This window comes from Microbacterium shimangi, assembly GCF_043556445.1.
Classification (GTDB): domain Bacteria; phylum Actinomycetota; class Actinomycetes; order Actinomycetales; family Microbacteriaceae; genus Microbacterium.
The window spans coordinates 375,395-397,103 of sequence record NZ_JBIGII010000003.1; the positions used below are offsets into that span (position 1 = coordinate 375,395).

Genomic DNA, 21,709 nt, shown 5'->3' on the forward strand with positions numbered 1-21,709 from the left:
CCTACGCGGTCGCCGGTCGAGCCTGTCCGCTCGGCTGGCGACGCGGGGCCTTCTCGGTCTGCACCTCGGCCTCGGCCGACGCCGCGATGCCCGCGGGCTGCGCGCGGCGGGGCACGTCGACGGGCGGCTGAGCCGACACCGGGCGACCGTCCGAAGACAGCCACTGCGGGCGCGGCGGGAGCCGCGTGATGTCGGTGAAGATCTCGGCGAGCTCGAGGTGGTCGAGCGTCTCTTTCTCGAGAAGAGCGAGAGCGAGGCGATCGAGGATGTGACGGTTCGCGTTGATGACCTCGTAGGCCTCGTTGTGGGCCTGCTCGATGAGCGCCCGCACCTCGGCGTCGACGCGCTCGGCGACGCGCTCCGAGAAGTCGCGGCCGTGACCCATGTCGCGGCCCATGAAGACCTCGCCCGACGACGCACCGAGCTTCACGGGGCCGACGTCGGTGGTCATGCCGTACTCGGTGACCATCTTGCGGGCGATGTTGGTCGCCTTCTCGATGTCGTTCGACGCGCCCGTGGTGGGGTCGTGGAACACGACCTCTTCGGCGACGCGGCCACCCATGGCGTAGGCGAGCTGGTCCTGCAGCTCGTTGCGGGTGATCGAGTACTTGTCGTCGAGCGGCAGCACCATCGTGTAGCCGAGCGCTTTGCCGCGCGGCAGGATCGTGACCTTCGTGACGGGGTCGGTGTGGTTCATCGCCGCCGCCGCGAGCGCGTGTCCGCCCTCGTGGTAGGCCGTGATGAGCTTCTCTTTGTCCCGCATCACGCGGGTCCGTCGCTGGGGACCGGCGAGCACGCGGTCGATCGCCTCGTCGAGGGCGCGGTTGTCGATGAGCTGCGCATTGGAGCGCGCCGTCAGCAGGGCGGCCTCGTTCAAGACGTTCGCGAGGTCGGCACCGGTGAAACCGGGGGTCTTTCGGGCGACGACCTCGAGATCGACGCCGTCGGCGAGGGGCTTGCCGCGCCCGTGCACCTCGAGGATGCGCTGCCGACCCTTGAGGTCGGGAGCGTCGACGCCGATCTGCCGGTCGAAACGGCCGGGACGCAGCAGGGCCGGGTCGAGGATGTCGGGACGGTTCGTGGCCGCGATGACGATGACGTTCGCCTTGGGGTCGAAGCCGTCCATCTCGACGAGCATCTGGTTCAGCGTCTGCTCGCGCTCGTCGTGACCGCCGCCCATGCCGGCACCGCGGTGGCGACCGACCGCGTCGATCTCGTCGATGAAGATGATCGCGGGCGCGCTCTCCTTGGCCTGGTTGAACAGGTCGCGCACACGGCTCGCACCGACGCCCACGAACATCTCGACGAAGTCCGAACCCGAGATCGAGTAGAAGGGCACACCGGCCTCGCCTGCGACGGCGCGAGCGAGCAGTGTCTTACCCGTTCCGGGAGGGCCGTACAGGAGCACGCCCTTCGGGATGCGGGCGCCCACCGCCATGAAGCGCGCGGGGTCCTTCAGGAAGTCCTTGATCTCTTCGAGCTCTTCGATCGCCTCTTCGGCGCCCGCGACGTCTTGGAATGTGACGGTCGGGCTCTCTTTCGAGACGAGCTTCGCTCGCGACTTGCCGAACTGCATCACCTTGTTGCCGCCGCCCTGCGCACTGGAGAGCAGGAACCAGAAGAGCAGGCCGAGCAGGATCAGGGGGATGAGCAGCGACAGGATGCCGTCGAAGAACGACGGCTGCGGAACGACATCGTCGTAGCCGTCGGCCGGGTTCGAGGTGTTGATCGCGTCGACGACCTCGAGCGCGCGGGCCGAGACGTAGTAGAACTGCACCTCGTTGGCACCCTCGTAGGGTTCGCTGAGCGTCAGATCGACGCGCTGATCACCGTCGGTGGTCGTGGCTTCGCTGACGGTGTCGCCCTTGAGCAGCTCGAGGCCCTCTTGCGTCGAGACCTGACGGGCGCCGTTGAGGCTCGTGATGAGCCAGAAGCCGACCAGAAGAAGCAACCCGATCACGACGATGTACAGGATGGGGTTGCGCGTGAGCTTCTTGAAGTCCATGGTGCGGGGCGACGCCCGGGCCCTTTCGTCGGGATTCCACCGGTAATACGGTTGAATCAGGGTACAGCGGCGTCTCTATGCGAGGACTGTGCATTCGCCCACGGCGTACGCGTCAGCTGTAGACATGCGGCGCGAGCACCGCGACATCGCGCAGGTTGCGGTACTTCTCGGCGTAGTCGAGGCCGTACCCGATGACGAATTCGTTGGGGATGTCGAAGCCGACGTAGCGGCAGTCGAGCTCCACCTTCATGGCGTCGGGTTTGCGCAGCAGCGCGAGCACCTCGATCGACTCCGCCCCGCGCGAGGCGAAGTTCTCGAGCAGCCAGCTCAGGGTGAGGCCCGAGTCGATGATGTCTTCCACGATGAGCACGTGGCGACCGTGCAGGTCGGTGTCGAGGTCTTTACGGATCTGCACGACGCCGCTCGAGCGGGTTCCGGTGCCGTAGGACGACACCGCCATCCAGTCCATCTCGATGTGCAGCGGCAGGTGCCGCGCGAAGTCGGCCATCACCATGACCGCACCTTTGAGCACCCCGACCAGCAGCAGGTTCTGGCCCTCGTAATCGACAGCGACACGCGCGGCCAACTCGGCGAGCTTCTCTTGGATCTGCTCCTCCGTGAGGAGCACGCTGGTGATGTCGTCGGAGATCTGGTCGGCGCGCATGCGTCGAGCTTAGGCGCTGTTCGCACCGCCGCCCGAGGCCGTGAAAACGATGCGTCCCCCGAGGCGTCGGGCTGAGCAGCCCGGCAGATCGATCGCCCCCTGCCCCCGCCAGTCGGTGGCGAGACGAGCGACGTCGAGGGTCTGCGTCCGCGTCAGGCTCTCTCCGAACTCGCTGTCGACCACGAGGCGGATGATCCGGTGCCGCAGCGCTGCCGGGTTCGCCGCCAGCGCGGCAGCCGAGACCGAGATGCCGGCCTCGGCGTGCTCGACGATGTCTTCGATCGTCTCGGCGATCATCTCGGAGAAGGCCTCGGCGTCTTCGCGCAGCTGCTCGGCGGTTCGCGCGAGCGCCTCGGCGATGCCCGGCCCGAGCTCTGACTCGAGAACCGGCAGCACCGTCTGACGCACGCGCACACGACGAAAGCGCGGGTCGGCATTGTGCGGGTCTTTCCATGGCTCGAGCCCTTCGGCGGCGCACGCGGCGACCGTCGTCGCCCGACGGACACCCAGGAGAGGACGCACCCATCGCCCCGAGTCGTCGGACCGCTCGGGTGCCATACCCATGAGGCTCGCCGCCCCCGATCCCCGGGCGAGGCCCAGCAGAACGGTCTCGGCCTGATCGTCCAGGGTGTGCCCCAGCAGCACCACGTCGGCACCGCGTTCTCGAGCGGTCGCCCCGAGCGCGTCGTAGCGGGCATGGCGGGCGGATGCTTCGGGCCCGCCCTCGGTTCCGACCTCGACGTCGACGACGACGGCCTCGAGACCGAGCGCGCGGGCGGCGCCCGCGGCGCGGGCCGCAGCATCCGCCGATCCGTCTTGCAATCGATGATCGACCGTGACGGCGATGGCACCGATGCCGAGCTTGGGCGCTTCGAACGCGGTGGCGGCCGCGAGGGCCAGGGAGTCGGGCCCGCCCGAGAGGGCGACGACGACCGCGGCGGGCGACGTTGCCTCGAGCGCGCGGCGCACGGCCAGTCGCACTTCGGCCACCGCGGGATCAAGGCTCGGGCGCACGGTCACCCGCCCACGCTACCGGCCGCCCTCGCTCGTCGCCCCCGTGCGAATCGCCCCGATTACGACTTCGTCGAGATTTCCGCTTGCCGATGTCGAACCGCTGTATTACTCTTCAAAAACCCGAGTAATACGAATTATCAGGGGCAACCCTCACCGGGATGCCACCAGGCTGGGTCAACGAGGACGGACCGACAACACACATGGGCGTGACTACTCTTTCGGCCGACGTCGCCGTCATCGGCGGCGGGCTCGGCGGCGTCGCCGCAGCGCTCGCCGTGGCGCGCACGTCGCGACGCGTGGTGCTGACGGATGAATTCGAGTGGCTCGGCGGCCAGCTGACATCGCAAGCCGTTCCCCCGGACGAGCACGCGTGGGTGGAGCAGTTCGGCGTCACCTCTTCGTACCGCCGGCTCCGCGACGGCATTCGCGACTACTACCGTCGCAACTATCCCCTCACCGCACGCGCCCACGGCGACGTGCGCCTCAATCCCGGCGACGGCACCGTCAGCAAGCTCTGCGCCGAGCCGCGGGTGGCTGCCGCCGTCCTGCACGAGATGCTCGCCCCCTTCATCGCGAACGGCCTTATCACCGTCCTGCGCGGCGTGAAGCCCGTCGCCACCGAGGGCGCCCGCGACCGCGTCGACCGTGTGGTGCTGGCCGGCCGCGACGGCGCCGAGTACGTCGTCGCCGCTCGATATGTCATCGACGCCACCGAGACGGGCGAATTGCTGCCCCTCGCTGAGGTCGACTATGCGGTCGGGTCGGAGTCGCGGCACGAGCACGGCGAGCCCAGCGCGCCCGAGACGGCAGACCCGACGAACGTGCAGGCCATCACGTGGTGCTTCGCCTTCGATCACGACACCACCCCCCACCTCATCGACCGTCCCGCCACCTACGACTACTGGCACGAGTACGAAGTGCCGTTCTGGGGCGACCGGCTGCTGTCGTTCACCGCTCCGAACCCGCGGACGCTGCAGCCCGAACGCCGCACGATGGACGTCAACCCTCCCCTGGCCGACGTGACCGCCGACCAGAGCGTCGCCGCGGGCGATGGAGACCTGTGGGTGTTCCGCCGCATCCTGGCCCGCCGCAACCTGCAGCCCGGGTTCCTCGGGAGCGACATCGTTCTCGCGAACTGGCCGATGCTCGACTACCTCGACAGCTCGATCATCGACGTGCCAGACCCGGCGCGCCACCTCGAGGCCGCGCGCCAGCTGTCGCTGTCGTACTTCTACTGGTTGCAGACCGAGGCCCCCCGCCCCGACGGCGGGTTCGGCTGGCCGGGCCTGCGCCTGCGGGGCGACGTCGTCGGAACCCGTGACGGGCTCGCCCAGGCCCCCTACATCCGAGAGTCTCGCCGCATCAAGGCCCTCCGCACCGTGGCCGAGCAAGACGTCTCGGTCGCCGTCCGCGGGTCGGGAAAGCCCGCGACCTTCTCGGATTCGGTCGGGGTCGGCATGTACCGCATCGACCTGCACCCCACCACCGGCGGCGACAACTACCTCGACGTGGAGTGCGCGCCGTTCGAGATCCCGCTCGGTGCGCTCGTGCCTCGCCGTCATGAGAACCTCCTCCCCGGCGGAAAGAACATCGGTACGACGCACATCACCAACGGCGCCTACCGGCTGCACCCCGTCGAGTGGAACATCGGCGAGGCCTCCGGGGCGCTCGCGGTCTACGCCCTCGACCACGACGTCACCCCCCAACAGGTGGCGACCGATTCTTCTCACGTGCTGCGACTGCAAGATCGACTTGCCGCGCAGGGCGTCGAGATCCACTGGCCCGACATCGTCGGGTACTAGTAACGAGAGAAAGAGTGACGATGAACACAGCAAGGAAGCTGCTCGGCTCGATCGCCGTGCTCGGAACCGTCGTGGCCTTGGCCGGGTGCGGAGCCGGCGGCGGGGGCGAATCGACGGGCCCCGTCGACCTGCGCATGTCGGTCTGGACGTCGGACGAGAACCAACTCGCCCTGTTCAACGACATGGCGGACGAATACATCGCGGACAACCCGGAGGTGAGCTCGATCACGTTCGAGTCGCTGCCGTTCGCCGACTACAACACGACGCTCTCCACGCAGGTCGCCGGCGGCAATGCGCCCGACCTCGCCTGGGTAGGAGACATCGCGAAAGACCTGATGGACGCCGAGGCGCTCGTGCCCCTCACCGAGGCGTTCGAGCAGACCGAAGGCTACGACTACCCCGACATCCTGCCGAGCGTCGCGAAGTCGTTCAGCCAGGACGACCAGCTGTTCGCCTACCCGTTCTCGAACTCGCCCTTCGCGCTGTACGTCAACACCGACCTGCTCGCGCAGGCGGGCCAGACGGTCGACCCCGCCACGCTCACCTGGGACGAGGTCTCCCGCATGGGTGCCGCCGTCAACCAGACCACGGGCAAAGCCGGGTACGTGATCCGCGATTTCGACTTCTCGGGCTGGCTGAGCCTCGCGAACCTCTGGTTCGGTTGGGGCGCGCAGGCCTGGAGCGACGACGGCTCGGAGTGCCTGATGGATTCGCCCGAGATGGTGGATGCATTCCAGTTCTTCCACGACTCGATCTACGTCGACGGGTCGACCCCCGGCCCGGGCGTGACCGCCGACTTCTTCGCCGGAGACGCGGCCTTCACCACCGCTCAGGTCTCGCGTGCGGGCCTGCTCGACGGATCGTTCGCCTTCGACGTCTACCCGTTGCCCGAGGGTCCGGCCGGCGAGTACGGCTCGCTCGGACAGGCCGGCATGGCCGTTCTGCAGTCGAGCGACCACGTCGAAGAGGCCACAGGGTTCCTGGCGTACATGACGAACCCCGAGAACTCCGCCCGCCTGGCGCAGTTCTTCCCGCCGCCGCGCGCGTCGCAGCTCACGAGTGAGAAGCTGGCTTCGGTGAACCCGAAGCTCTCTGCCGAACAGCTCGAGCGGGTCGTCGTGAACGAGCTCCCCGACGTGACGGCGACGCCGCCGGTCGGCAGCCCCGCGGCCGTCATCCAGGCCGGTCGCACGACGCTCGACCGCATGTGGACACCGGACGCCGACGTCGAGCAGGTCCTCACCGACATGTGCGGCGCGATCGACCCGGTTCTCGCCGCGGAGTGATGATGGCTGCGACCTCGACGGGCACCACGCGCGGGACGACCCGCGCCGCATACTGGACGCTGCGACGACGCGATGCGCTGGCCGGTTGGCTGTTCATCGCGCCCCAGCTCCTCGGCGTACTCGCCTTCGTGCTGGTGCCCGTCGGGCTCGCGATCTGGTTCAGCCTCAACGACTGGAACATCTACAGCGGCAAGATGACGTTCGTCGGGGGCGAGAACTACGAGGCGGCGGTCAACGACGCCAACGTGGTCGACGTCCTCGGCGCGACCCTGATCTTCTCGGGCGGCGTCGTCATCTTCAACCTCGCACTCGGCCTGGGTCTTGCGGTTCTGCTGAACCGCAAGATCCCGGGCGGGGCGGTGTTCCGGACGCTGTTCTTCTCCCCCGTCGTCATCTCGGTGGTGGCGTGGACCCTGGTCTGGGGATTCCTCCTGCAAGACAACGGGGCCATCAACGGCCTGCTGTCGCTGGTCGGCGTCGACGGGCCGAACTGGCTCTTCGAAGGACCGACGGCGATGATCAGCGTCATCGTGACGCAGGTCATCCGCAGCGTCGGCACGAACATGGTGCTCTTCCTCGCGGCGTTGCAGGGCGTGCCCCGGGAGCTCTACGAGGCCGCACGTATCGACGGTGCGAACAACTTCACGATCTTCTGGCGGATCACGATCCCGTTGATCTCCCCCACCCTCCTGCTGACGGGCATCCTCACCGTCGTCGGCGCACTGCAGGCGTTCGCCCAGATCGCCGTGCTGACCGAGGGCGGACCGGAGCTGTCGACCACCGTGCTCGTCTACTACATCTACCAACAGGCGTTCCAGTTCAACGACATCGGCTACGGCTCCACGCTGTCGCTCATGCTGTTGGCGTTCGTCCTCATCCTCACCGTCATGCAATGGCAGCTGCGGCGTAAGTGGGTCTTCTATGAAAACTGATTCCATCGTCACGGATGCCGACTCCGCCACGCGCGGAGCGGCAACCGGCACGGTCCGCACCCTGCGTAAGAAGCGAACGCGTCCGATCTGGCAGTCCGTTCTGCTCGTCGCCGCCCTCATCGTGCTCGTGCTGCCGTTCGCGGTACCCACGGTGTGGATGATCGCGTCGTCGTTCAAGCCGTTGAACGAGATCTTCGCGTCTCCCCCGACGCTCTTCCCGGCGGCGCCGACCTTCGACTCCTACATCGAGGCGTTCTCGTTCCAGCCGTTCGCGGTGCAGTACTGGAACAGCATCTACATCGCCCTCATCGTCACGGTCACGGTGGTGCTCGTCTCGAGCCTCGCCGGGTACGCCTTCGCGCGCATCCCGTTCCCCGGTCGCAACGCCGTCTTCCTCGTCGTGATCGTCGGGCTGCTCGTACCCGCCGAGGTGACCCTGATCCCGCTGTTCCAGATCTTCCGCGAGCTCGGGTTCGTCAACACCCACATTCCCCTCATCGTGGTCCCCGCCCTCGGCGCGCCCGCGGTGCTCGGGACGTTCATCATGCGGCAGTTCTTCGTCGCGATGCCCGGCGAGCTCGAAGAGGCGGCCCGACTCGACGGTCTCGGTCGTTTCGGCATCTGGTGGCGCATCTTCATGCCGCTGGCACGGCCGGCGCTCTCGGCCGTCGTGATCCTCACCTTCCTCGCGTCGTGGAACATGTATCTCGAGCCGACGGTCTACCTCACCTCGCCCGAGCTGTTCACGCTGCCGCAGAGCCTCACCCGCTACACCGACGCCTACGGCGGAGAGATGTGGGACACGCAGCTGGCCGCGGCGACGATGACCGTGGTTCCCGTGCTGGTGGTCTTCCTCATCGCGCAACGCCAGTTCGTGGAGGGTCTGGCGCACTCCGGCCTCAAGGGGTGATCGGATGGAGTCATGTTGACCGATCGCCCGCTCGCGGAGCTGCGCACCTTCGCCTCCGACGTCACCGACCCCGACGATTTCGACGCCTTCTGGGCGGAGACCCTCGATGAGGCCGTTCGCCTGGGCGCCGCCCCCACGGTGGAGCGCGTACCCACCCTCCTGAATCGGCTCGCCGTGTCGGACGTCACCTTCTCGGGGTACGAGGGCGACCCGGTGCGTGCCTGGCTGATCGCTCCCGCCGACGCGGAAGAGCCGTTGCCGGTCGTCGTGGAGTATCCCGGGTACGGCAGCGGCCGCGGCATCCCGATCTCGCACTCATGGGCGGCGTCGGCGGGCTGGGCGCACCTCGTCGTCGACGCCCGGGGGCAGGGGGCCGGGCGCAACTCCCACGTCGGCGCCACCCCCGACCCGCACCCCAGCGGCCCCGCCTTTCCCGGCGTCATGACCCGGGGGATCGAAGACCCCCGCACGTACTACTACCGGCGGCTGTACTGCGATGCCGCCCGAGCGGTCGATGCGGCGAGAGAGCTGCCCGGCATCGACGCGTCACGAGTGGCCGTCCTCGGCGGAAGCCAGGGCGGTGCCCTCTCGATCGCCGCCGCCGCACTCCGCCCCGACGTGGTCGGAGCCGTGGCCTTCGTGCCGTTCCTCTCCGACATCGCCCGGGCGGCGACGATCACCGACCAGAACCCGTACGCCGAGATCGCGCACTACCTGTCGACGCAGCGGCACCGGATCGCCGACGTCGAGCGCACCGTGGCGTACATGGACGGCGTCAACTTCGCGCGACGCGTGCGTACACGCATCCACTACTCCGTGGCTCTGATGGACCCCATCTGCCCGCCGTCCACGGTATTCGCCGGCTACAACGCCTGCGCCTCCGCACAGAAGTCCATCGACGTCTGGCCCTACAACGGGCACGAGGGCGGCGCCGCAGAAGACCGCCAGAAAGCGGCGGAGGTGCTCAGCGAGATCTTCTCGCGCTGAGCACCTCCACCGCTCACCTGCTGCGCCTCACGCCTCCCGGGCGAGACGCAGCGTGACGATCTCGAACGGCCGGAGCGCGAGCTCGATGCGTCCGTTCGTTTCGTCGACACCGCTCACCGACGTCTGAGCGATCTCGCGCTCGAGCAGGTCGGCCTGGGTCGCCGCGCGCAGGGCGAAGCCCGCACGCAGCACGGCCCGCCCACGGCTGCCGAGCGCCTCGTACCCGCGCACGATGACATCGTCGCTGCCGTCGTCTGCGGCCTTCACGGCCTCGATCACGAACGACCCCGAGACCGTCTCGACCAGCGCATCGACCGCGGCACCCGCGATCGCGCGCACCGGCAGGTTCAGGCGGTATCCGGCCTGCACCGCGTCGCCGACCTCGCCGACCTGCAGACTGACGGCCAGCTCGTGCTCGCCCTGATCCGCGTGCGGGTCGGGGAACAGGGGGGCCCGCAGCAGCGAGAGCCGCACGGTGGTCGCCGGTCGCCCGGCGGCCGTCCGCGTGCGGGTGACGTCGTGCCCGTAGGTCGAGTCGTTCGCGAGGGCGACGCCGTACCCGGGCTCGCCCACGTGCACCCAGCGGTGGGCGACGGTCTCGAACCGCGCCGCATCCCACGACGTGTTGACGTGGGTGGAGCGGTGCACGTGGCCGAACTGGATCTCGCTGGTCGCGCGGTCGGCATGCACGTCGAGGGGGAAGGCGAGCTTCAGCAGCTTGCGCTGCTCGTGCCAGTCGAGCGAGAGACGCAGATCGAGGGCCGAACGCCCGACCGGGAGCGAGAGCGTCTGCACGACCGTCGACCCGCCGAACGTCCGTCGGATGACCAGCGACGTCCGGGGGACGCCGGCGCCGTCGGTCTGCGACTCGATGCGCATCTCGTCGAGCTGGACGATGTCGTGCGTGTTGCGGCGGTAGTGGTCGTCGATGTCCCAGGCGTCCCACTTGGTCGGGGTGTCGCGGTGGATCTGCAGGAGTCCCGCCGCTTCTCCAGGAGGAACGAGCTCGCGATCGTTCACCAGGTCGAGGATGGAAGTCAGCAGACCCCGCCCGTCCACCTCGACGCGGAGCAGTCCGTTGTCGAGCACGAAGCCGTCGCCGTCGGGCGTCACCGTCGACTCGTCGCCCGCGATGACATCGATCGATGCGGCGGCGCGCGCCGAGAAGGCCGGGATCGCACCGATCGCGAACGGACCGGAGTTCACCAGCACCGGCTCGGCGGCACCGTCTGCGAGCGCCTGCACGGAGTCGGCGATCAGGGCTTCGAGCTCCGTCGCGATCCGCGCGTAGTTCTGTTCGGCCTCTCGGTGCACCCACGCGATCGAAGTGCCGGGGAGGATGTCGTGGAACTGCTGCAGCAGAACGGTCTGCCAGATCGCCCGCAGCTGCTCATGCGGGTAGGCGACGCCCTTCTTCACCCAGGCGGTCGTCGCCCAGAGCTCGGCTTCGCGCAGCAGGTGCTCGCTGCGACGGTTGCCCCGCTTCGTGCGCGCCTGCGAGGTGTACGTGCCGCGGTGGAACTCGAGGTACAGCTCGCCCGACCACGTCGGGGCGTCGGGGTACTCGGCCTCGGCCGCCTCGAAGAAGCGCCGCGGGGTCGACAGCTCGACGATCGGCGAACCCTCGAGGTCGGCGGTGCGGTGGGCTGCGGCGATCATCTCCCGCGTGGGGCCGCCGCCGCCGTCGCCGTAGCCGAACGGCACCATCGACATCGTCGCGCCGCCCTTCTCGGCGAACTGCCGCTCGGCGCGGGCGAGGTCGGGCGCCGAGAGGTCGGAGTTGTACAGATCGACCGGGGGGAAGTGCGTGAACACGCTCGTGCCGTCGATTCCCTCCCACCAGAAGGTGTGGTGGGGCATCGTGTTGGTCTCGTTCCACGAGATCTTCTGGGTGAGGAACCACCGTGCGCCCGCGGCCGCCATGATCTGCGGCAGCGCGGCGCTGTAGCCGAACGAGTCGGGCAGCCACACCTCTTCGCTGTCGATCCCGAACTCGTCGCGGAAGAACCGCTTGCCCTCGAGCAGCTGGCGCACGAGCGACTCGCCGCCGGGGAGGTTCGTGTCGGACTCGACCCACATGCCGCCGACGGGAACGAACCGGCCGGCGGCCACGTGCTGACGCACCCGCTCGAACAGGTCGGGGTACGACTGCTTCAGCCACGCGTACTGCTGGGCCGACGACGCGGCGAAGGCGAACCCGGGTTCGCGGTCGAGCAGATCGCAGACGTTCGAGAACGTGCGCGCGACCTTCCGCACCGTTTCGCGCGTGGGCCACAGCCAGGCCGAGTCGATGTGCGCGTGCCCGATGGCATGGAGGCGGTGGGCGCTCGCCGAGGCGGGGCGAGCCAGCACCCCGGCGAGCGCTTGCCGGCCGGCGGACGCCGTCGATGCGACATCGTCGGGGTCGATGACGTCGACCGCGGCGTCGAGCGCGGCGATGATCTGCGCACGACGCTGGCCGTCGGCGGGAAGTTCGCCGACGAGGCCCACGAGGGCGGCGAAGTCCTGCTCGAGCTCCCAGACCTGCTGGTCGAGCAGAGCGATCTCGATGCGGCGCAGACGATAGAGCGGCTCCCCCTCGGGTTCGACCTTCTCGCCGAGCGCGGTCGGACGGAACGACCAGTCGCCCGTGATGTTCGGGTTCGCGGCGGCCTCGATGTAGAACTCGACCTCACCTTCCGCACCCAGCGGCACCGACTGGTTGTACGGCTCGACGGCTTTGGCGATCGACCCATCGGGGCGGTACACCAGACCCTCGGCCTCGAAACCCGACTGCGCGCCGGTGGAGCCGAGATCGACCACCAGCTCGGCAGTGCAGCCCTCGACGGCCTGCCACCCCGCGGGTACCCGGCCCACGACGCGGATCCACAGAGTCGTCCACGGACGCCCCCACGGGTCGCCGATCGCCAGTGCGCCGTACTCCGCCGCGCGCGCCTCGGCGAAGGGCACGGGCTCGCCGCGCAGCTCCCACCCCGAGAGCTCCACCGGCTCCACCGCCCGGTGGATCGCGGGGCGGAGGCTTTCGGCGCGGAAGCGCGCGACGCGCTCCTCGATACGGGTGCTGTCGTAGTGCATGGGAACTCTCTGTTTCAGGGGTGGATGCTGCGCGACGCGCTCGGCGTCATCGCAGGGCGATGGGACGGAAAAGCGATCAGGAGGCGATGACGACCCGGCGTCCGTCGGAGAAGACCGCGACCTTCTGCCACACGTCGCCCGAGCGCTCCCAGCCCTCGTTCACAGAACCCGCCGCGGGGACGGGGATGCTGGCAGGGGCGCGCGAGACGGTGGTGAAGCCCGCGGGGGCTTCGGTCACCGCACCGGGGAGCTCGAACGAGGAGCGGTAGCCGTTGTCGACGATGAACTCCGCCTCGTCGCGGGTATTGCCCCAGCGCTCGATGGTGGGGTGCACGAAGCGGCTGCCGCGCGAGTCCGATCCGAGCATGATCGCCTTCTGGTTCGGGAAGCGATCCGCGCTGAGTCCGAAGAAGCCGCCGACGACGGTGAGGTTCTTCACGTAGAAATCCGGACCCTGCTGGGTCATCCCGACGCCCAGGCAGTGGGCGCCCGAGGTGGGGAAGAAGTTGGGGTTCACGATCATGTGGCTCGTGCCCGCTTCGATCAAGACCTCGTAGCCGTCGCGGGATCCCTCGGAGCGGAAGTTCAGCAGCGTGAGCCCGGAGTTGATCGACGACCGGTTCTGGTTGCGCACCGAGCGGAGCCCCACCGAGCCGCCGATGGCCTGGCAGTCGAGCAACGTCATGTTGGTCGGAGCGAGGAGGAATCCGCCCTTGCCGGGGCTGATCGCCTCGACGTTCGTCATCGAGCCGCCGATCGATGCGAGGCCGGAGTCTTCGACACCCCACCCGCCGGGGGAGACGATCTTGATCTTGTTCCACGAGTTGGCGTACGAGTACTCGTCGTCGACCCCCGAGACGAAGGTCGCGCGCTCGCGGAAGATGCCCGACTTGCCGGTGCGCTGGATCCACAGGTTGCGGAACTCGCAGTTGACGAGGGATCGCAGGTAGAGGCCGTGTCCGCCGGTCGGCGTTCCCGTCATCTCGAAGTCGGCCAGCGTCACACCCGTGGCCTTGTTGTTGTTCGCCGGTCCCGCAGCATCCCCCACCTGTCCCGACACCGTGAAGATGTCTTCGGTGGCCCCCTCGATCTGCACGATCTTGGTCTGGCGCATTCCGGCACCGACGATCTTCGGGCCGGCGTAGCCGTAGGGGAGGCCGTTCACGGGCTGAACGGGAAAGCCGCGGTAGTCGACCTTGAGCCCGCGCACGCGGATCTCACCGGCCGGAAGCGAGACCTCGCCGCCGGGGGTGCGCATCGCCTTGTCGATCGCGGCCTGCACCGCGGCGGTGTTGTCGGCGCCCGCACGGGAGTCCCAGCGGAACTCCGGGTCGAGGGGCGAAATGGGCTTCTCGGTCACCTGCGCGCGCCCGGGGCGCACCATTCCCTCCTGCCGCTCGGCGGCCTGCGCGGCGGAAGGGACCATCGTGGTCGCCAATGCGCCGACCGTCACGGCCGCGCCCGCGAGGAGCGTGCGTCGGCCGGGGTTGCGCGGTTCATCGTTGGTGGCGCGGTTGCTCCGCTGTTCACTGTCTGTCATCTTCGACATGTCAGTTCCTCTCTCTGTCCAGAGTCGAGCGTCTGCCATACAGAGCGGCCACGTCAAGGGGTAATACCTATTACCATTGACATCGGAACGGAGACCAATGCCACGGATCACGCAGAAGGACATTGCGCGCCTCGCGGGCGTCAGCCAAACGACGGTGTCTTTCGTGCTCAACGCACGCGATGAACAGCTCGTACGGGTGCCCGAGACGACCCGCGCGAGGGTGATGCGCGTGATCCAGGAGACCGGCTACGTCGCCGACCCGATCGCGCGTCGGTTGAAGCAGGTCGGCACCCGCATGATCGGGGTCTACACGTACGAGACGCTCTTCCCCCTCGAGCGCGAAGACTTCTTCCACCCGTTCCTGGCCGGGATCGAAGAAGAGGCGCAGAACCGCGATCACGACCTGCTGCTGCTCACGAGCGGACGCGTCGGAGGACACCGCGGCGACCTCCGGTCGGGCACCACCCGGCTGCGGCTCGCCGACAGCTGCATCCTTCTCGGCCAGTACATGCCGAGCCATGAGCTCGAATTCCTCAACGACAGCAGCTTCCCCTTCGTCAGCATCGGGCGGCGAGACGACGCCGGAGGGCCCGTTCCCTACGTGGGCGCCGACTACGCCACCGTCATCGGCGAGCTCGTCGACCGCGCCCGCGGGCTCGGACACGAGCGGCTCGCCTACGTCGGCCACGGCGAGGGCGTCGAGTCGTACACCGACCGCATGCGCGGCTTCGCTTCACGCGCGGGGGACGGGTTCGTGCACATCCGACCGGACTCCACCCCCGACGAATGGATCGCACACCTGCGGGCGGAGGGCGTCACTGCGGCCTTCGCCGAGCAGGAGGAGCAGTTCCGCCTCCTTCTCTCGGCGGCCGAGTCGGCCGGGGTCGAGGTGCCCCGCGACCTGTCGGTCGTGTCGCTCTCGGGCGACGCCGACCCGACCGGATGGGCGACGGGCTTCGAGCTGCCCCGACGCGAGATGGGGCGCCGCGCCGTGGCGGTGCTGTCCGACCGCGCCGGCGAGCCGTTGCAGCAGCTGCTCCAGTGCACGCTCTCGCCGGGCGGCACCCTCGCGGCCGTCGCCACCGGGTGAGGCAGAGGCGTCCGCACTAGGCTGGGCGGCGGAAACGTGCGCTGAGCGAGCTCAGTGAGACGAAGCATCCACCGATCTAAGGAGCAAGGCATGGGCGCGTACGACGCCGTCATCGAGATCCCGCGCGGCAGCCGCGTGAAGTACGAGGTCGACCACGGCACGGGCCGGGTCTTCCTCGATCGCATCCTCTTCACCGCCTTCGGCTACCCCACCAACTACGGGTTCTTCGAGAACACCCTCGGCGAGGACGGCGACCCGCTCGACGTGCTCGTGCTGCTCGACCACGACCTCTACCCGGGCGTCATTGCCAAGGTGCGTCCGGTCGCCGTGCTCAAGATGAGCGACGAGGCCGGCGGTGACGACAAGGTCGTCGCCGTGCTGTCGAAGGACCCCCGCTGGGCGCACATCCAGGACGTCGGCGACATCGCCGTCGAGCTCCGCAACGAGATCAACCACTTCTTCGAGCACTACAAAGACCTCGAGCCCAACAAGTGGGTCAAGGTCGACGAGTGGGCGGGCGCGGCCGAGGCCGACCGCCTCGTGCAGGAGGCATTCGTGCGCTTCGAGGAGCACGAGGGTCAGACCAAGACGCAGGGCGCCGGCGAGGCTCCCAGCACGCTCTGACGCAGCACTGACGTGAAGAAGCCCGGTCGGGATCGACCGGGCTTCTTCACGTGCGAGGGGTCGATCAGACCGAGATGCCGCGGGCGCGAAGGAAGGGAGCGGGGTCGATGGTGCGGCCGCCCTGGTACACCTCGAAGTGGAGGTGGCAGCCGAAGACGTTGCCCGTGAGGCCGACCAGGCCGACGGTCTGACCCGACGACACCTGCTGGCCCCGCGAGACCAGCAGCCGGCTGCTGTGCGCGTAGCCGGTGGCGAAGCCGTTGCCGTGGTCGATCCGCACGTAGTTGCCGTAGCCGCCGTTGTAGCCGGCGTACGTCACCACCCCACTGTTGGCGGCGTAGGTGGGTGCGCCGCATCCGGCACCGAAGTCGAGACCGAGATGGTTCGAGGTCGCGCAGTAGGTCGGCGTGCACTGCGGTGCGCGCGGGCCGTACCAGGAGCTGACCCAGGCCGACGAGGGCCGGGACCATCCGGAACCGACGGATACACCGCCGCCACCGCCGCCTCCCCCGCCGGAGTTCCCGCCACCGCCGCCGCCGCCGCCGCCGGAGTTCCCTCCGCCGCCGCCGCCACCGCCGTTGTTGTTGTTGGCCGCTTCACGCTCGCGTGCCGCGGCTTCGTCGCGGGCGCGCTGCTCGGCGGCCGCGCGTTCTGCGGCCTCGCGGGCGAGCCGCGCTTGGCGCTCGGCTTCGACGCCGGCTTCGTAGTCGGCGATCGTCTTCGCCGTGCTGTCTTGGAGAGCGGCGAGCTGGGCCTGCAGCGTGATCTGGTTGGCCTGCTGCGCCGCGAGGGCCGCCTGCGCGGCATCCGATGCCTGCTGCGCCGCGACCATCTTCTCTTCGGCGACCTGCTGCAGGCGGTCGCGCTCAGCGCGCTTGTCGACCGCCTGGTTGGTCAGGCTCTGGGCGCTGTTGCGCGCGGCAACCGCCGCGGCGTACACCGACTGGTTGCGGTCGAGCAGCTTGTCCATCGTGCCGAGGCGCGAGAGCAGATCGTCGGCGGATGCTGCGGACCCGGCGAAGAAGAGCTCGAGCGAGGCGTCGTCGCCGCCCTTGCGGTAGAGCTGCGCGGCGACCTGCCCGGCCTGGTTCGCCGCATCCGTCGCCTCGGCACCCTTGGCGTCGGCTTGCGCCTGCAGCTGGTCGGCCTGGTAGGCCGCGTTGAGGAAGTCTTGCTGGGCGGCGTAGTAGATGTCGGAGGCGGCCTGCGCCTCGGCCTGCGTGCGGGTGACCTCGGAGCTGAGGTTCGAGATCAGGCCCTGGATGCGGGTGACCTCGGCGGCTTTCGACGCTTCGCTGGCCTTCGCCCGCTCGACGTCGGCCCACGAGGGGTAAGTCGCCGCGGAGGCACCGGGAACCAGGGGTCCCCCGACGGCTCCTCCGATGGCGCCGAGGGCGACGATGCCCAGACCGCCGAAGGTCAACATCGTGCGACGGTCGACCGACGGCCACAGCACCCCGCGCTCGCGCGCTGTCGGTGCGCAACCGCAATCGTCTGCATCGTCCAGGCGCTCGAGCGTCACTCGGGTCCCTCTCGTCGGGAAGTCGTAACTTCGAACACACTAGCAACATCAGTCACACAGACAACAGGCGGGTTCGTCGGAGCGGATGCAGTCCCCATCCTGGGCGCGAATCCGGGCGCTGGGCCGCCGACTCGCCCTCGATTGGCGGATCCCCCAGGGATTGCGTATGCTTGAGCGTCGGCAAGCGTAAGCCTGCACAGTCGCTCGGCCCCATCGTTTAGCGGCCTAGGACGCCGCCCTTTCACGGCGGTAGCACGGGTTCGAATCCCGTTGGGGTCACTCGAGCCGATACAATTTAATATGCATGGCCCTGTAGCGCAGCTGGTTAGCGTGCCGCCCTGTCACGGCGGAGGTCGCGGGTTCAAGTCCCGTCAGGGTCGCTCCGAGCGACAGGCTCTTTGTTCCTCCTTTTCGAGGGAAGACAGAGAGCCTTTCGTCTAGGACGCGGCGTTTTCGAATGCGGCGCGGCTCTGTAGCTCAGTTGGTAGAGCGCACGACTGAAAATCGTGAGGTCACGGGATCGACGCCCGTCGGAGCCACAAGGTGACCGTTACAGTCATCCTAGAAACCCCCACCTAGCTTCTAACATGGTGGGGGTTTTGCTTTTCCTTGGTGAGAAACGGTTTCTGCCACCGATTGGCCGCCTACGCCGCGGTGGTTGAGCGAGCAAAGCGAGCCAAAACGACCTCCCCCGCAAATGCCGACTCGCATGCCTGGTCAACGGTTTGGGCCGGTCTCGGGCCGGTCGAGACGAGTTTCGGGAAGCTGGATCGCTCCACTTTCGGCGGCGCAGTCGCCTTCTCCGACCCTTCAGTCGGACTCTCCTCGTCCTGCAACCGAACCTGCGGCCAGCCCCTGGTCCCGAATTCTCTGCTGAAGCGATAGGCCAGAGACGCGCGCCTGGAAGCCCTCGAATCTTGGGACGAGTTCGGAGATACGCTCGTCCAAGTCGAAGTCACGCCGGATCGCCTCGAGCTCGACACGCACGTGATCTGCATCTGCCGAGCTGTCAAGAATGAGATCAATCTCCCGAAGAAGGCTGCGCGCTCGTCGTTTCGATATTGAGTCCTGGTGGTCGCGTTGGAACTCCCGGACCTTCCCACTCAACCTTCGATCGCTTCGACGTTGGGTTTCCTCGGCGCTAGCTGAGGCGAGGCGGTCGGAGAGATCGCGTAGCAACGCACGCATAGCAAGCTCGGTCTCTTCTTGGCCGGGGATGCGGGTGCTTGACGCGAGCGTGCCCTCGAACAGCTCAACTACAGCACGAGCGAAGCCAACCTTCTCGATGTGCGCCCCCTTGAAGGCCTTCCGGTAGGCAACGTCCAGCCCATCCCAGAGGGACCCATCCTTCGCTGCCACAGCTGCGACCACGGCATCCGCTGTCAGCGCGGATACCGCTTCATCGTCGAACCCCTCGATCATCTTCGCGTGCACCCTCGCCGCGGACGTCGCGAACTCGGGATGTACTAGGTCTTCGATTTCACGCAATACGACTGCTTCGTGCACGAGAGGCGAGCGCGCCTGGGCCCAGACGTCGAGTTCAACAATGCACTCCTCAGGAATGATCGTCCGTCAGTGCACCAGCCTCTCCCGCATTGTCTTGGCAGCCGCTTTGCCCGCTTTATCGCCATCAAAGAGACCGACACATGCTGGCTTCACCTGGTCACGGCCTCGAGCGAGAAACACCATGTAGGGGATCGACTCGGCGGATCCGCTCGGAACTATCGTCAGGTCGTTCAGGTCAAGGTAGTCGTGGTCGTCGTTCGTTCGTCGAAAATAGGCGGACGCGCCGGCCAGCATGACTTGATCCGCCAGCCCTTCCACGAACAGGTTTGACCCGCCGATGAAGGCGGTTTCAGCCACCGTGGCACCCAGGGAGGTACGAAGCGGTTCGTAGTGATTTTGAGTGGCATCTTTGACCACCCGTGTGCCCTCGTCCTCCGCCCCCTTGTCTAGTACTCGAAGTCGATGACCCGCGTTTCTGTCAATCAGGAATGGAGAATGGGTGACGTAAACGACTTGGTGTTTGTGAGTTCCGTCTTCGGGTGTCGCGTAGTCAGAGATGACCCGTAGAAGATCCTGCTGCCCGCGGCTCGACAGGTACGCATCCGGTTCGTCCAGAAGCATGACCTCCGGGCCAATGAGCCCTCGCCTGTGCGCGGTCAACTGCACAAAATAGCTAAGGAAGAACCTCAGCCCCTGGCTACGCTCGTCGAACGAGTACGAAGCGCGGGTACGGTCCCGGATGACGAGCGCCAATTCATGCTCTCGCGCCTTCACTTCTAGCTCGAAATCCGTGTCTTGGGACCACCACCGCTTGAAGTTGAGATTCTCGGCAATGGCGATGTTCATCGCTCTTACGAGTCCTTCAATCTCTCCCTCTTCTTCGTTGGAAATCGCTGCTCGCAATCGAGCAAACGATGCGGGATCGATTCCCGCAATATCCACTAGGAGCTTCCGACCGAGCTCAAACTCGGAGTTTCGTCGAGCTTCAGCCTCCGTGTCCGGCGATGCAATATGACTCTGCCAAACCGGGAAAACGTGCGCAGCGAACTCGGCTGCAGCCGACCAAGCACCACCGCGAAGTGCCCCAAACACGGCTGAACGTCGCCTCCGAGAGTCGAACGCGTGCCGAGTCCCGTCCGCCAAGGCGTCGATCGAAAGCGAGTCGGGCATGCCCAAATCCGTGCGCAACCGAAACACGGGCGGCAGGACGCTGTCTAGCGCCGCAAGCTGCGACGCGCTCAGCTCGAAGACTTCAGCTCCACCATTGAGAATGATGAAGGACGGATGACGTCCCGGGCGATAGAGCGTGAACTGCTGGTCGCTGGTTGCCTGCGGAACGATTGCTTGCAGCACTGCGAGCTCGTTCTCGTTCTCGATCCGGAGGGCGACACCGAACTCCGGCGCGCGTACACGACCCTTTTCAACTGAGTAGAACGTGCTGTAACGGCAGAAATCACCTTCATCGATTCCCCTGCCAGTGAGAGCGATCTCTAGGGCGTCGAGTAGCTGAGTCTTCCCGGCCTCGTTCGCACCGACCACCGCGGTGATGGAGGGGTCGATTTTGACCCGGACGAACGGGTACCAGCCCTCAGTGGTGTCCTCCCAGAACGCAGGCTCGCTCTTGTTCGACCACTTACGCTCGTAGTCGAAGTTGAACGATTTGAAGAAGCGAATCTCGAGACGATCGATTTTCATGTGTGCACCACCCCAGGCTGATGTCTTGGCACGTTCCCAGAACTATGGCATGCGCTTCGGACATGCGAATACTGGGCGCGCTTTCGCACCCACCATCGGTTCGATGGAACCGCGATCGCGCGTACGCAACGTGTTGTCGAACACGACAACACATTGGGACTGGTCAGGGAAACTTGAATCCGTCCCCACTGACTACACCGGGCCCGGTCCGACTCCTCGATGAGTCGGTCTAACTCTGTTTCCGCAGCTCTCTCTGTAGAGGGGACGTCCAGCACTAACTCGATCTGGCAGTAGTCCTCGGCTTCGGCGCGCGCGGCCAGTCGATGTCAACGAGGCATTCGCTTTACTCAAAGGAATCATGTCGGATCCACAACAGAACGCGCCTCACGCGTTCGCGGTCTTCCTTTCGCTCGGCCTGCGGTGGCTCCGGAGCGCACCTCTCGCGCGCCAGGAGAAGCTCGCACTCAAAGACGATCTCCTTCACTTTGGGCGGATCGGTTCCGGGCGTTTCCGGGCGGTACCTCAGGTGACCGATGCTTGGGAGAGTACGGAACGATGGTTGATGACCAATTTCATCTGATGCTTGCCGGCGAGTGGCGCCAGCCCCGATGCGAACGGCGTGGACGCCCTCATGTAGGCCGGTCCTGGGCCGGGAACTTGGTTGTAACAATCGAGAACCAGCCACCACTAACGAGCGCAACTTCCGCGAAACTACGCGGAAAACGAGCACTCGCGAGCACCCGTAAACCCGGCGCATACAACTGAAAATCGTGAGGTCACGGGATCGACGCCCGTCGGAGCCACACGGGTGATCATTACAGTCACCCTAGGAACCCTCGTGAGGCTTCTACTCACGGGGGTTTCGCTTTGCCCTGGTGAGAAGGGTTATGGGATCGACGCCCGTCGGACCCACTTGCCCCTCTCTCAGGCGTCTCCCCGGGATTGGGGCCTTTTTTGTTCTCGCTCCGCCCGCCCCGCACAGCGCCGGGCGCGAAGCAACCCTGTGTACTTCGGGTGTCATCACGGGTGTACTCCTGGTTCGTTTCGA

At 67.1% G+C, this 21,709-nt stretch carries 15 protein-coding genes and 3 tRNA genes; 10 read left to right on the plus strand and 8 right to left on the minus strand.

Annotated elements, in window-relative coordinates:
• Window position 1: 1 nt before the first annotated feature.
• The 3 genes from ftsH to tilS form a co-directional block, all read right to left on the minus strand.
• Window positions 2-2,005 carry an ATP-dependent zinc metalloprotease FtsH gene (ftsH, locus tag ACFXQA_RS03490; protein WP_394518403.1) on the minus strand — a complete coding sequence of 668 codons (2,004 nt, stop codon included), beginning with the start codon at window positions 2,003-2,005 and terminating at the stop codon, window positions 2-4.
• A gap of 112 nt (window positions 2,006-2,117) precedes the next feature.
• Complete coding sequence (gene hpt / locus ACFXQA_RS03495; RefSeq protein WP_394518404.1) at window positions 2,118-2,669, minus strand: hypoxanthine phosphoribosyltransferase; 552 nt, start codon at window positions 2,667-2,669, stop codon at window positions 2,118-2,120.
• Between the two features lie 9 nt (window positions 2,670-2,678).
• On the minus strand, window positions 2,679-3,689 hold the full coding sequence (gene tilS / locus ACFXQA_RS03500; RefSeq protein WP_394518405.1) for a tRNA lysidine(34) synthetase TilS: 1,011 nt from the start codon (window positions 3,687-3,689) through the stop codon (window positions 2,679-2,681).
• A 194-nt stretch (window positions 3,690-3,883) separates the two neighbouring features.
• Here tilS and ACFXQA_RS03505 point away from each other — a divergent pair, with 194 nt between their 5' ends.
• The 5 genes from ACFXQA_RS03505 to ACFXQA_RS03525 are packed head-to-tail and all read left to right on the plus strand — an operon-like array spanning window position 3,884 to window position 9,600.
• Entirely contained in the window at window positions 3,884-5,485 is a 1,602-nt protein-coding gene (locus ACFXQA_RS03505; protein WP_394518406.1) for an FAD-dependent oxidoreductase, read from the plus strand.
• Window positions 5,486-5,505: 20 nt separating this feature from the next.
• The gene (locus tag ACFXQA_RS03510) at window positions 5,506-6,771 is read left to right on the plus strand and encodes an ABC transporter substrate-binding protein (RefSeq protein ID WP_394518407.1); all 1,266 of its coding nucleotides are present in this window, start codon (window positions 5,506-5,508) and stop codon (window positions 6,769-6,771) included.
• A 2-nt stretch (window positions 6,772-6,773) separates the two neighbouring features.
• A complete protein-coding gene (locus tag ACFXQA_RS03515) occupies window positions 6,774-7,703 on the plus strand; it encodes a carbohydrate ABC transporter permease (protein ID WP_394518408.1) in 930 nt (309 codons plus the stop codon).
• Window positions 7,693-8,613, plus strand: coding sequence for a carbohydrate ABC transporter permease (locus tag ACFXQA_RS03520; protein ID WP_394518409.1), 921 nt, complete (start codon window positions 7,693-7,695; stop codon window positions 8,611-8,613). The genes ACFXQA_RS03515 and ACFXQA_RS03520 overlap by 11 nt, the downstream gene beginning before the upstream one ends.
• Before the next feature lie 12 nt (window positions 8,614-8,625).
• The gene (locus tag ACFXQA_RS03525; RefSeq protein ID WP_394518410.1) at window positions 8,626-9,600 is read left to right on the plus strand and encodes an acetylxylan esterase; all 975 of its coding nucleotides are present in this window, start codon (window positions 8,626-8,628) and stop codon (window positions 9,598-9,600) included.
• Between the two features lie 27 nt (window positions 9,601-9,627).
• Here ACFXQA_RS03525 and ACFXQA_RS03530 read toward each other — a convergent pair whose 3' ends face one another.
• Window positions 9,628-12,675 (minus strand): alpha-mannosidase, encoded by a 3,048-nt coding sequence (locus tag ACFXQA_RS03530; RefSeq protein ID WP_394518411.1) that lies wholly within the window; start codon window positions 12,673-12,675, stop codon window positions 9,628-9,630.
• Window positions 12,676-12,751: 76 nt separating this feature from the next.
• Window positions 12,752-14,224, minus strand: a complete 1,473-nt coding sequence (locus tag ACFXQA_RS03535) for a hypothetical protein (protein ID WP_394518412.1) — start codon at window positions 14,222-14,224, stop codon at window positions 12,752-12,754.
• A gap of 97 nt (window positions 14,225-14,321) precedes the next feature.
• Between ACFXQA_RS03535 and ACFXQA_RS03540 the strand changes: the two genes are divergently transcribed.
• Window positions 14,322-15,314, plus strand: a complete 993-nt coding sequence (locus ACFXQA_RS03540) for a LacI family DNA-binding transcriptional regulator (RefSeq protein ID WP_394518414.1) — start codon at window positions 14,322-14,324, stop codon at window positions 15,312-15,314.
• Between the two features lie 90 nt (window positions 15,315-15,404).
• The gene (locus tag ACFXQA_RS03545; RefSeq protein WP_394518415.1) at window positions 15,405-15,938 is read left to right on the plus strand and encodes an inorganic diphosphatase; all 534 of its coding nucleotides are present in this window, start codon (window positions 15,405-15,407) and stop codon (window positions 15,936-15,938) included.
• A gap of 64 nt (window positions 15,939-16,002) precedes the next feature.
• On the opposite strand, the gene ACFXQA_RS03550 is transcribed toward ACFXQA_RS03545, so the two are convergent.
• Window positions 16,003-17,460, minus strand: coding sequence for a peptidoglycan DD-metalloendopeptidase family protein (locus ACFXQA_RS03550; RefSeq protein WP_394518416.1), 1,458 nt, complete (start codon window positions 17,458-17,460; stop codon window positions 16,003-16,005).
• A 206-nt stretch (window positions 17,461-17,666) separates the two neighbouring features.
• On the opposite strand from ACFXQA_RS03550, the gene ACFXQA_RS03555 reads away from it, so the two are divergent.
• The 3 genes from ACFXQA_RS03555 (at window position 17,667) to ACFXQA_RS03565 (ending at window position 17,999) form a co-directional block, all read left to right on the plus strand.
• A tRNA-Glu gene (locus tag ACFXQA_RS03555) sits at window positions 17,667-17,739 on the plus strand.
• A 27-nt stretch (window positions 17,740-17,766) separates the two neighbouring features.
• Window positions 17,767-17,840: transfer RNA gene (locus ACFXQA_RS03560), tRNA-Asp, on the plus strand.
• Window positions 17,841-17,926: 86 nt separating this feature from the next.
• A tRNA-Phe gene (locus ACFXQA_RS03565) sits at window positions 17,927-17,999 on the plus strand.
• Window positions 18,000-18,270: 271 nt separating this feature from the next.
• On the opposite strand, the gene ACFXQA_RS03570 is transcribed toward ACFXQA_RS03565, so the two are convergent.
• Window positions 18,271-18,948, minus strand: coding sequence for a hypothetical protein (locus ACFXQA_RS03570; RefSeq protein WP_394518417.1), 678 nt, complete (start codon window positions 18,946-18,948; stop codon window positions 18,271-18,273).
• Window positions 18,949-19,032: 84 nt separating this feature from the next.
• The gene (locus ACFXQA_RS03575) at window positions 19,033-20,661 is read right to left on the minus strand and encodes an AAA family ATPase (RefSeq protein ID WP_394518418.1); all 1,629 of its coding nucleotides are present in this window, start codon (window positions 20,659-20,661) and stop codon (window positions 19,033-19,035) included.
• Window positions 20,662-21,709: the final 1,048 nt, after the last annotated feature.